Source organism: Vibrio chagasii (assembly GCF_024347355.1).
In the GTDB taxonomy this organism is placed as follows: domain Bacteria; phylum Pseudomonadota; class Gammaproteobacteria; order Enterobacterales; family Vibrionaceae; genus Vibrio; species Vibrio chagasii.
In genome coordinates, this window is sequence record NZ_AP025465.1 from 1565834 (window position 1) to 1577718 (window position 11885).

Below are 11885 nucleotides of genomic sequence, written 5' to 3' on the forward strand. Positions count from 1 at the left end.
AAGGATCGGTCAACCGATCCTTATCTGATCTACATTGCACCAGTGTGGGCTTTTTGCTTATTTGACTTGTCTAAGCTCGAATGATCATTTGGTCGCGTTCTGGACCAACCGATACCATTACAATTGGTACGCCCATCAGTTCTTCAATGCGAGTAACATAATCCTGTGCAGCTTGAGGAAGGCTTTCAAAAGTGCGACAACCTGTGATGTCTTCGTCCCAACCCGCCATGTCTTCATAAACTGGCTTTAGCTCAGCCGTTTGTGGCCAAATTGGGTTTTCGCTGTGCTCACCTGCGTATGCAGTACAGATCTTTAACTCAGCCAAACCAGACAGGCAATCAATCTTAGTGAGAGCGATTTCTGTCGCTGCTTGCAGTTCAACACCGTTGCGCGTTGCTACAGCATCGAAGTAACCCATATCACGTGGGCGACCTGTAGTAGCACCGTATTCATTAGAGCTTTCGCGGAAGCTATCTTGTTCTTCCATTGCAGTAACGAGGGTACCTGTACCCACAGAAGAGCTGAATGCCTTAGCCACTGCAATAACGCGCTCAGGTCGAAGGGCAGGTAAGCCACTACCAATACCCGCGTAAGCTGCCGTTACATTTGATGATGTTGTCCAAGGGTATTCACCGTAAACCAAGTCACGACCTGCACCGAGTTGAGCTTCAAACAGTAGGTTCGCGTCTTGTGCTTGAAGTGCCTTAAGAGGCTCAGTCACGTTGCAAATGAACGGACGCCAAGCTTTCGTCACTTCAAGTAGCCATTCAGTCATTTCTGAAGCGGTCTGAGTGAAGTCACATTTAGGGTAAAGGGCCTTTAATTGAGGCATCTTCCAATCCAGCATGAATTGAATGCGCTGCTCTAGAACCTCTGGTTGATTTAACCAACCCACAAGGATGCCTTTCTTCATCACGCGATCGCCGTATGCTGGCGCAATGCCTTGACGAGTCGAACCGTAAGCAGCATCACCTAAGCGTTCTTCTTCAAGCGTATCTTCGAGTGCGTGCAGTGGTAGGCACAGTGTAGCTCGATCAGAAATAGCAAGTTTCACGTCAACATTTGCTGCTTGAACTTCTGCGATCTCTTCGCTTAATGCAGCAGGGCTAATCACCATGCCAGGGCCAAGTACAGCCGTACAGTCAGGGTTAAAAATACCACTAGGAAGCTGGTGCAGTTTGAATGTACCGAAGTCGTTAACTACGGTATGGCCTGCATTGTTTCCGCCTTGGAAACGGATGCTCGCAGATGCTTCAGCTGCTAAAAAATCGACGATGCGGCCTTTGCCTTCGTCACCCCAGTTTGCACCCACAACAACGATAGATGGCATAAGTTTATCTCCTGACTGATTGAGAAATCATGTTAGTGCTGCGTTGTGGATAAGAGAAATTAATTATCTTTATTATCTTGATAAGGATTCCATATAACTCTAAAGTCTTAATCACAAGCGAGAATCCCTATCACGTTCAATGGTATGGACTCCCCACCTCAACTGACAGCGTCAGCTAAAGTTACAGGTGCGAACCAAAAACAGGAGCCCATACCATGAATAAATTTAACACAATCTCGATTGATTTAGCCAAATCCGTCTTTCAAGTCGCGGTATTTAACCGCCATGGCAAGCGTAAGTTGAACCAAGCTATGTCTAAAAAGAAAATGCTAACGGTCATCAGCCAACACCCTTGCGCAACCATTTGCATAGAGGCCTGTGCAGCATCTCATTATTGGGGACGAACGTTTCAAAGCCGTGGTCATACCGTCAAAATGATACCTCCCCAAAAAGTGAAGCCGTATCGCAGTGGTAATAAGAACGATGCTAATGATGCTATCGCGATTTACGAAGCTTCCTTACGCTCCGATATTCATGCTGTACCTGTAAAAACACCGGAGCAGCAAGATATCGCAATGCTGCTGAGTTTAAGACAAAGCTATATAAAACAACGCACGGCAGTAAGTCTACGTATCCGTGGCTATGCAGCGGAATGTGGCATTACCTTCCCACAAGGAGCCAATAAACTGCGAGAACTACTCCCTTTCGTTATCGAAGATATGGAGAATGAATTAACACCGACAACTCGATTCGTTCTCCGAGAATTACATGCTCAGCTACTAAATCTTGATGAGCCTATCGAGAGAGTTGAATCGCAACTTATAGACTTTGCAAAGCAAATACCCGCTTGCCAGTTATTAATCACTTTACGAGGTGTACGTTGGGTGATTGCAAGTGCCATTTTTTCCCGTCTGGGTGACGCTTCGGCCTATAGAAATGGTCGAGGAGCTAGTGCGAGCTTAGGTTTAGTTCCGGCTCATACTGGCAGTGGTGGTAAGAACAAAAACCACGGAATAAGTAAATCAGGTGATAAAACCTTACGCTCTCTTGTCGTTCATGGAGCAAGAGCGGTGGTAGCGAATATCCGAGATAAAGAAGATCGCTTAAGTTGCTGGATACGAAACTTATTAGAAAGAAAGTCGTTTAACCAAGTGGTTGTCGCCCTTGCGAACAAAACGATCAGAATGGCTTGTGCCATGCTGAAAAGCAATCAATCTTATAATGAGACGTTAATCGCTTAACAGTTGATTTTATAAGGTTAAGGGAGACATCAATCCCCCCATGTAAGCAAGTAAATTATGGTAAAGAGTAAGCATAGCAAGCAAAAGAAACTCTGAGAGGGACGAAGGTGATAATACACCACACGCTCGATAAGAATTTTTGCTGAGTGGATTAAGCCATAGAGGTTCGGGGTAGCTCCCCATAAAGAAACCGAATATACGTGCACTTGCATACCTTTACTCGTTTCCTTGCAATACTAGGGGAGTCCATATACGTTCCTCACTGTAGGGAATGACGGAACTGGTGAATTGTGAAATAGAGAGTGACGCGTTTGTAGTTCTTTTCTTTGGAAGTGATGAACCGAACGTTCACTCGGTTTGTTAGCGTCATTCCAGAACCGAGGAACGAGGTATCAGGAATCTCAAACCACAAGCGAGATTCCTTATTACGTTCGTCCCTTACCGTAGGGAATGACGGAGCAGCGGGACTGTGAAATAGAGAGTGACGCGTTTTTAGTGCCGAACAATTGGAAGTAACACAAGAGAGAAGATGATGCTTGATATCAATTTGTTGAACACGTTTGTGACGTTAGCCGAACACAAACATTTCGGTAAGGCGGCCAACGCTCTACATATGACACAGCCAAACGTAAGCTTGCATTTAAAACAACTTGAACAACTGACACGCATCAAGCTGATAGAAAGAAGCCCATTTCAGCTAACTCAAGCGGGCGAAAGGCTCTTAGAAACCAGCAAAAGAACCTTGCTTGAGTTGCAGGTATGTCAGGCTGATCTCAATGCGATTAATGACCTCAAAATTGGCACGCTAACCATTGCGGTTAGTGACATTATCTCTCGATTTTTATTGATTCGTCCTTTCCAGAAATTTAAAGCGCAATATCCGGGTATCGACCTCACATTGCTCAATACCACCTCATCTCAAGCATCGAGTTTGGTGAAGAACGCTAAGGCTGACCTTGGCTTTGTGATTGCGAAAGAGCAGCATAACGAGTCGCTCTATTTTACTAAGCTTCAAGAGTTATCATGGTGTGCGCTAGGAGATGGTTTGGATCCTCAAAATTCTGACTATTCAAAGGATAATGATACTCAGAATGATGAAGTCGATTCTGAACTGACCTTGATCCTACTGGGTCATGATACGAGAACGCGCGACTTCATCGATGAAGGTTTACCCAGTTTGAATCTACCCAATCACAGAGTCATGGAAGTAGGGAGCGTCGACGCACAAATTGACTGGGCGGAGGCGGGGTTTGGTGTCGCTATCATTCCTGAGTTTGCGATCTCAACTAAGCAACACCTTAAGTCCAAGGTCACGCCATTAATCAACTTTTCTAGCACCAGTCTTGGTTATATCGTAAGGCAGAATCAAGTCTTATCGAAAGCCACAAAGCAACTTTTAGGATGGGTGAATGATGAGATTACATTGCTACAAAGAGGCGTTGATTAGCGTCGCAGCAAACTCGCATAACAACCAATAAACGATTCTGAGCCCACTGTATGTGGGCTTTTTTGTCGCTGCCATATACGTCACAGGAAATACCGCATTGACAGTGTTTGATTATCAAACTAAATTTAGCATCATTAAATTTGATAATCAAACTACTTGATTTTCAAATTAGTTTGACTGATCAGCAACATCAACTTTGAGCATAAGACTAAGGACACCATTTTGAGCTTTACAACCCATCACCACCACAACTTCTCTTCACATAACAGCCAAGGTGAAAAGCGCACTTTCTATGTCCTGCTACTGACTGTCACGACCATGTTTATCGAAATCATCGCAGGTACTGTGTATGGCTCGATGGCATTGCTTGCAGATGGTTGGCACATGGGCACACACGCAGCAGCGTTTGGCATCACTTTGTTTGCTTATCGTTACGCAAGAAAACATGCCGATAGTGCTCGTTTCTCTTTTGGTACAGGTAAAGTGAGTGTGTTAGGGGGCTACACCAGTGCTATTGCTTTGGGGATTGTGGCTCTGTTGATGCTGGTGGAATCGGTACATCGTTTTTTCAACCCTCAAGCCATTCAATTTAATGAAGCGATTATCGTCGCTTGTATTGGTCTTACGGTGAATGTTGTAAGCATGTTCTTGTTGGGAGACCACCATCACGACCATGATCATGGACACGCTCACGGGCATTCGCATAGTCACTCACATAGCCATGATGATACGCATCATCATAGTCACACTGAGCATCACCATGATCACAATCTACGCGCTGCGTATATGCACGTTCTAGCGGATACGTTAACTTCGTTACTCGCAATTGTCGCGCTGCTGTTTGGTAAGTTTTATGGTTGGAACTGGTTAGATGCAGTGATGGGGATGGTCGGCGCGCTGGTCATTGCCAAGTGGACTATGAACCTTATGAAACAGACTAGCCCAATCTTACTCGATGAAAATATCCACCAGGAATACCGTGACTCGGTGATCGAAACGTTATCGCCTTATGCTTCCGTGACCGATTTTCATATGTGGAAGGTGAGTGGTCATCATTATTCAGCAGCGATTACTCTTGAATCAATCAGTGATAAATCCGTTTCTGAATATAAACAAATGCTCGCCAAGTTTGATAAGATAAATCATCTTACTCTTGAAGTGCACTCAAACGGCCATGCAAAACATAGAACAGCTTAACCAAATATTGACTGAGTTCTACGATAAAATGTCTTCGTGGGAGCAATCCGTTGTTAAAGAAACGGGTTACTCGCTCGCGCAGGTCCATACGATTGAAGTATTGGGCATGCATGGCGCATTGAGAATGAAAGAGCTTGCCGAAAAGCTTGGTATTACAACAGGCACACTTACTGTTCAAATTGAGAAGTTAGTTAAGGCAGAGTTGATTGAACGACATGAACACCCAACCGATCGCCGAGCAATTGTGGTTGCTTTAACTGATGAAGGGCAAAAGATCCACGTTCACCATAACCAACTTCACCTAAATCTTGTCAATGAGCTAACCCAACGTATAGAAGAACAAGATAAAGCGGTGCTATTGAAGTGCTTAACTAAAATGGTGAAAGCTTTTTAACACGTTGCAGGTTATCAGCTCCTATCCAAGGGTAGGACAATTTGTGTGTCACGAGGTGAATCTACAAAGCCGACAGTTGATGTCGGATTTTTGTTATTTAGTGAGCGGTTACGACGTTCATTGATTAGTGACTCGTTTATTAAAATTAAACACACATCACCTGGAACTCATCTAAACAAAAGGGTCGATTAGAAAATACACAGACCCTTTTGTTTTAAAGGTGTTAGGGCTGTTTTTAACGTTTGTATCAAACATGAGAAACCTTTGTATCCCAATTTTAAAATCTTGCTAATGTACATCGTACTAATTTGTGTTATTGATAATTTTAACCTTAGTGGGTAATCTTATTTGCACTTTCAATGAATGTGCAATAGCGAGATATAGAGGCAATACAGCCCCTGTAAAGCGCCCATTATTGGTAAAAAGATAAAAATAACGAAATAGCATGGGCAAGATAACACAGTTAAATGCCCAGCCTTAGATACCTAAATTTAGTAAAGACGAGTCACATCTATGGATATAAAGAAAAAGCTCTATTCATTGGGAATGTTTTCCATTTTCGGCATGATTTCATTGCTGTTTACCACCTCGCAATTCGCAGATACGACTGCTCAAATGAGCGAAGCTAAACAAATTACTAAAGAACTAGAGGTTCGCTTGCTTAACCTCCGCCGTAATGAGAAAGACTTCTTGTTGCGAAATGATATGAAGTACCTTGATAAGTTCGACGTAAACTACGACAAGTTTTTGGCTTCAGAATCACAGCTCAATGTTGTTCTGAACGATTTAGGTTTAGTAAACAGTACACACTTACGTGAAGACATCGAGGCTTACCATACGAGTTTTGTAGAGTTGGTAAAAGCAACGGAAGTCTATGGACTCGCGAGAGACAAAGGTCTTTTGGGACAGTTTCATGAAGTGCTAGATAGCATGAGTGCAACCGCGAGCGCTGAGCAAAAAGTAGAGCTTTATCTTTTTAATGATTTGATTGAAAAAGGTACCTTTGATCCGAGCATGCTTTCTTTAAGCTCGAGTGCCTTGCTAGAGACAGCAAAGCAAGTGGTTGAACAGAAGAAAGTTATTGGACTTAAACACAATGAGGGCCTTCTTGGGGAAGCACGCTCTGGTTCACATGTGATTGAGACTCAGTTTAAAGAGTTTTCAGCAGTACTCGACCAAGAAACTCAAAAGGAGATGGACAAACTATCACTGATCAACAACATCCTTTGCGTCACATTACTTGTGTCGATCATTTTGTTCAGCTGGTTAATCGTTCGCTCTATCATTGGTAAAATTGAGTCATTGCTTTCGGTGATCCGCAATATTGTCGATTCCAACGATGTGTCAATACGTTCACACCTTGATGGTAAAGATGAGTTGAGCACGTTAGGTCAATACTTCAACCAATTGCTTGATCAGCTTGAAGGCTTGATTTCGGCCTCTCAATCTAAGTCTCTACAACTGACTCAAAGTACTTCTAACATGCACGACGAGCTTGAGTCTGTAATCAAACAGTTTGAAGTTCAAGCTAACCACACCTCAACCATGACAACATCTGTTCAAGAAATGGTATTAACGATTGGTGAAATTTCAGAAAGCACCTCTGTTGCTGCAGAAGGCGTTCAACAAGCGAAAGTGAATGCAGACAAGGGGCGTGAAGTCGTGGTCGATACTATCAATAACATTACTCAGTTGTCTGAACGTCTATCAAGCAGTCAAGATTCAATCAGCTCACTGAACCATCATGTTGATCAAATCGGTGATGCAGTCAACATTATCCAAGGCATTGCTGAACAAACTAACCTACTAGCGTTGAACGCTGCAATTGAAGCAGCACGTGCCGGTGAGCAAGGGCGTGGCTTCGCAGTGGTAGCAGATGAAGTACGCGCACTAGCAAGCAGAACACATCAGTCGACGACAGAGATAACCTCGGTGGTGAGTGCAATTCAAAGCCAGATGCAGGCATCGATGACTGAAATTGGTGAGTGTAACCAGCAAGGTCAGCTAACGCTTAAAGATTCAGAAGAGCTGGATGCTAGTCTGCAGCTTATCTTAAGCGACATGCAGAGCATTCAAGGTAACTCTGAACGCATTGCGTCTGCAATAGAAGAGCAGGGTGCTGTGATGGCACAAGTGAGTGACTCCATCACGGAACTCAATGCCATCTCACACGATAACAATGCCTCAGCACAGCACTGTTTAGTTGAAGTAGACAAAGTGGCAGAGCAAGCCCATGAGATGGATAAAGCAGTCGCACAGTTCAAAACGTCCTAATCAAGCACCAAAATAACTAAAACCAAAGGCGCAGACTATCTGCGCCTTTTTGTATTTGAAAGGTATGGACAGGCACGAAGATAGAGGATTAAGAATAAGGCATTCCAAATCGGACTTAAGTATCTATGAAATAAGGTTAAAATAATCATCGTCTATTAAGCTTAGTTATACCTTCACGATACAATCTGTACACATTACTTTATCGTGAATGGCTGAATCTCACGGGAAGAGGAACAAAATGCATTACGACGTATTCAACGGAGATGCAGATGGCATCATCGCATTGCTTCAACTGCGCCTACATGAGCCTAAAGAGAGCACTTTAATCACGGGGGTGAAACGCGATATCAAGCTGCTTTCGCAGGCTGTTGCCCAACTAGCGGAACAGAATCTCCAAAGTGATGTCACATCGGTGACTGTTTTAGACGTGTCGATGGAGAAAAATCTACCCGCATTACAATCACTGCTTGCTGATGAGGTTACTGTCTTTTACTGCGACCACCATCGTACAGGGGACATCCCCAAGTCTGAGTACCTTGAGACTCTGATTAATACAGCACCGGAGTGTTGCACAAGTCTTTTGATCAACCAAAAACTCAAGGGAGAATATGTAGCGTGGGCAATCGCAGCAGCGTTTGGTGATAATTTAAAAGCGGTGGCTGCACGATTAGCGCTAACAAATGGATTTGACCAACCTCAAACTGAATTTTTGGAAGAGCTAGGCACGCTAATCAACTATAACGGCTATGGCGCGTCATTGAGTGATCTGCACTTTTCACCGACTGAGCTTTACCAAGCGCTTTATCAATATCCGAACCCATTCGATCTCTTGGATGATAAAGATTCCGTGTTTTATCAACTTCGCATCGCTTATCAAACTGACAACCAACAATTATCAAACCTTACTCCGATCTATGAGAGTGAAGTCGCGCGCGTGTTCGAATTGCCTGCAGAGACTTGGGCTAGACGAATCAGTGGCGTGTTTAGCAATGAAATAGTGAATCAAGACCCAGATCGAGCACAAGCGGTGTTAACAAAAAACACTGATGGCCAGTCTTACACTGTGAGCCTAAGAGCGCCTTTATCAAACAGAGTTGGTGCAGATGAAATTTGTTCGAGTTTTGATACTGGGGGCGGAAGGAAGGCCGCTGCAGGAATAAATTCGCTTAAAGAAATAGATAAGCTGAGTCTGATTGAACGAATAGAGAACTATTATTCAGACCATTCGAAATGATCATGATGTTATATTTATTTGATTTATTAGTGTAGAGGTTTATATGTGGGATTTAATTGGGCTTGTACGTCCAATTAATCCATTTGCAAGTTTTGGTGATATCACTCGAAAAATAAAAAATTTATAAATATCATAAACTTTAGAGCTTTTATTCAGTTCGTTTGACGATCTTACCCTCGTATATAAAGCTTAATTTTCTTCGTGAATTAACGCTGCTTAATATATTTATATGGTCAATATAAACTGCTAGAAATGAGCTTGTTTCGCATTTTAATTTGAATGAAAAGTCAAAATTATATTGATTCTAATATTCAATCTGTGACTTAAAATCACAAGTTAAATCAAAGGTCGTTATTTCCTATAAATTCCAATACTTCTCTATAAATATTCATGATTAAAATGAATTGGTTCGGTTGTGATTGGCACAGCTGTTAAGTAAGGAAGTGGGACTAATGTTGAAACGTAAAGCTCTACAATTAGCAGTATCAGTCGGCATGGCGGCCATGTCGGGCGCGGTTTATGCAAATGGATCTGACATGACGAATCCAGATTCAGGAGTCGTGGTAGGTTATTGGCACAACTGGTGTGATGGCGGCGGTTATCAAGGTGGTAATGCACCTTGCGTGACATTGGATGAAGTGAACCCTATGTACAACATCGTGAATGTATCATTCATGAAAGTGTACGATGTAGCGGATGGTCGAATCCCAACTTTTAAACTGGACCCAACGGTTGGGCTCTCAGAAGAACAATTTATTGACCAAATCTCAGAACTCAACAAGCAAGGTCGCTCTGTACTATTGGCTTTGGGTGGTGCAGATGCACACGTAGAGCTAGAAACCGGTGATGAAAGAGCCTTTGCTGATGAGATCATTCGTCTTACGGAGCGCTATGGCTTTGATGGTCTAGATATCGACCTAGAACAAGCGGCCGTTACTGCTGCAAACAACCAAACCGTTATTCCAGATGCGCTGAAGCTAGTGAAAGATCACTATCGTGCAGAAGGTAAAAACTTCCTTATTACAATGGCACCTGAGTTCCCGTACCTAACGACGGGTGGTAAGTATGTTCCTTACATCGATAACTTGGAAGGTTACTACGATTGGATCAACCCGCAGTTTTATAACCAAGGTGGTGACGGTATCTGGGTTGAAGGCGTAGGTTGGATCGCACAAAACAACGATGCATTAAAAGAAGAGTTCATCTACTACATCTCTGACTCACTAATCAACGGCACTCGCGGTTTCCATAAGATCCCGCACGACAAGTTAGTGTTTGGTATCCCTTCAAGTATCGATGCTGCAGCAACTGGTTTTGTGCAAGAGCCACAAGATTTGTACGACGCATTCGATAGCCTAACGGCGCAAGGTCAGCCTTTACGTGGCGTGATGACTTGGTCTATCAACTGGGATATGGGTACTAACAAAGCCGGTCAAGCGTACAACGAACAATTCATTAAAGACTACGGTCCTTTTGTTCACGGCCAAGTGACACCGCCACCGGTTGAAGGTGAGCCTGTGTTGAAAGGTGTTGAGAATACACGTGTTCTTCACGGCACTGTTTTTGACCCAATGGAAGGCGTGACAGCAACAGATAAAGAAGATGGTGATTTAACTTCATCAATTGATGTTGAAGGTTACGTTGAAACCAGTGTTATCGGTACTTATGTTCTAACCTACCGCGTGAAAGACAGTGATAACAATGAAGCAACTAAAGTAAGAACGGTCGAAGTTTACAGCCAAAAACCTGTATTCGATGGCGTGTCTGATACTACTGTCATGTTAGGTAGCGCATTTGATCCGATGGCTGGTGTGACTGCAAACGATGCTGAAGATGGTGACCTAACAAGTTCTATTACACACACTGGTAGTGTCGATGTGATTGAAATGGGCAACTACACGCTTGTATACAGTGTGACAGACAGTGCTCATCAAACCGTCACTGCTGAGCGTAAAGTGTCAGTGACTGATGGTTCTAACTGTGCTGCTGCATGGGATGCCGACACTGTTTATGTTGAAGGTGACCAAGTATCACACGACGGCGCGACTTGGGGAGCAGGCTGGTATACCCGTGGTGAAGAGCCAGGAACGACAGGTGAGTGGGGCGTTTGGAGAAAGGTTTCAGACAGCTCATGTGGTGGAAACCCTGATCCAGGTGGTGACCCAGAACTGAACGTATCTGGCTTTCAGTCGGAATACGTACTAGATAACGGCAATGTACGTTTACAATTCACACTGACATCAAACGAAGCGTTAGATGTAACAGCTATGGTGATTAACAGCGCAGGTACTGTAGTAGAGCAGACCAAAGTTAACCTAACTGACAGTCGTGCAATAACAATGGATCTGTACGATGTAGCCGAAGGCCAATACAAGCTTGAAGTCGTTGGTAAAGCAACAGACGGCGAAATGGTGATGGTCGATAACTCATTCGTTATCAAAGAAGAGGGCGGTACAACGCCACCTCCAGGTGATTACCCTCCGTATGAAGCCGGAACGAACTACGAAGCGGGCGATATTGTAGTCGGCAGTGACAATGGCTTATACGAATGTAAGCCTTGGCCATACACAGCGTGGTGTGCAAGCGCATCTTATGCTCCAGGAGATAGCCAATACTGGCAAGACGCTTGGACAAAGCTTTAATCTGCTAGCTCTGTATACTTAACACCATAAAGCAAAAGACCAAAGAGAGGCCATTGTGCCTCTCTTTTTTTATTAGTTAATCCAAATCGAATCATGACCTCGGTCTTATTAATGTCACAACTATCA

The 11885-nt window shown here is 43.6% G+C and carries 8 protein-coding genes; 7 read left to right on the plus strand and 1 reads right to left on the minus strand.

The window, feature by feature from the left end; genetic code table 11:
* Positions 1 to 70 precede the first annotated feature (70 nt).
* On the minus strand, positions 71 to 1330 hold the full coding sequence (locus tag OCV52_RS07235) for an adenylosuccinate synthase (protein WP_137409198.1): 1260 nt from the start codon (positions 1328 to 1330) through the stop codon (positions 71 to 73).
* Positions 1331 to 1545: 215 nt separating this feature from the next.
* Between OCV52_RS07235 and OCV52_RS07240 the strand changes: the two genes are divergently transcribed.
* From OCV52_RS07240 to OCV52_RS07270, 7 genes are all read left to right on the plus strand, one after another.
* The gene (locus OCV52_RS07240; RefSeq protein ID WP_261900864.1) at positions 1546 to 2571 is read left to right on the plus strand and encodes an IS110 family RNA-guided transposase; all 1026 of its coding nucleotides are present in this window, start codon (positions 1546 to 1548) and stop codon (positions 2569 to 2571) included.
* Between the two features lie 529 nt (positions 2572 to 3100).
* Positions 3101 to 4018: a LysR family transcriptional regulator gene (locus OCV52_RS07245; protein ID WP_137408891.1), complete on the plus strand. Its 918-nt coding sequence runs from the start codon at positions 3101 to 3103 to the stop codon at positions 4016 to 4018.
* 222 nt (positions 4019 to 4240) lie between these two features.
* Positions 4241 to 5215 (plus strand): CDF family Co(II)/Ni(II) efflux transporter DmeF, encoded by a 975-nt coding sequence (dmeF, locus tag OCV52_RS07250; RefSeq protein WP_137408892.1) that lies wholly within the window; start codon positions 4241 to 4243, stop codon positions 5213 to 5215.
* Positions 5193 to 5609: a MarR family winged helix-turn-helix transcriptional regulator gene (locus tag OCV52_RS07255; protein WP_137408893.1), complete on the plus strand. Its 417-nt coding sequence runs from the start codon at positions 5193 to 5195 to the stop codon at positions 5607 to 5609. The genes dmeF and OCV52_RS07255 overlap by 23 nt, the downstream gene beginning before the upstream one ends.
* A 564-nt stretch (positions 5610 to 6173) precedes the next feature.
* Positions 6174 to 7883: a methyl-accepting chemotaxis protein gene (locus OCV52_RS07260; RefSeq protein WP_137408906.1), complete on the plus strand. Its 1710-nt coding sequence runs from the start codon at positions 6174 to 6176 to the stop codon at positions 7881 to 7883.
* Positions 7884 to 8121: 238 nt separating this feature from the next.
* The gene (locus tag OCV52_RS07265; RefSeq protein WP_137408894.1) at positions 8122 to 9117 is read left to right on the plus strand and encodes a DHH family phosphoesterase; all 996 of its coding nucleotides are present in this window, start codon (positions 8122 to 8124) and stop codon (positions 9115 to 9117) included.
* Between the two features lie 452 nt (positions 9118 to 9569).
* Positions 9570 to 11759 carry an immunoglobulin-like domain-containing protein gene (locus OCV52_RS07270; protein WP_137408895.1) on the plus strand — a complete coding sequence of 730 codons (2190 nt, stop codon included), beginning with the start codon at positions 9570 to 9572 and terminating at the stop codon, positions 11757 to 11759.
* Positions 11760 to 11885 lie beyond the last annotated feature (126 nt).

Excerpts from the sequence above, each read along its gene's own strand:
- OCV52_RS07235 (WP_137409198.1), bottom strand. The coding sequence starts at position 1,330 with ATGCCATCTATCGTTGTTGTGGGTGCAAACTGGGGTGACGAAGGCAAA.
- OCV52_RS07240 (WP_261900864.1), top strand. The coding sequence starts at position 1,546 with ATGAATAAATTTAACACAATCTCGATTGATTTAGCCAAATCCGTCTTT.
- OCV52_RS07245 (WP_137408891.1), top strand. The coding sequence starts at position 3,101 with ATGATGCTTGATATCAATTTGTTGAACACGTTTGTGACGTTAGCCGAA.
- OCV52_RS07255 (WP_137408893.1), top strand. The coding sequence starts at position 5,193 with ATGCAAAACATAGAACAGCTTAACCAAATATTGACTGAGTTCTACGAT.
- OCV52_RS07260 (WP_137408906.1), top strand. The coding sequence starts at position 6,174 with ATGATTTCATTGCTGTTTACCACCTCGCAATTCGCAGATACGACTGCT.
- OCV52_RS07265 (WP_137408894.1), top strand. The coding sequence starts at position 8,122 with ATGCATTACGACGTATTCAACGGAGATGCAGATGGCATCATCGCATTG.
- OCV52_RS07270 (WP_137408895.1), top strand. The coding sequence starts at position 9,570 with ATGTTGAAACGTAAAGCTCTACAATTAGCAGTATCAGTCGGCATGGCG.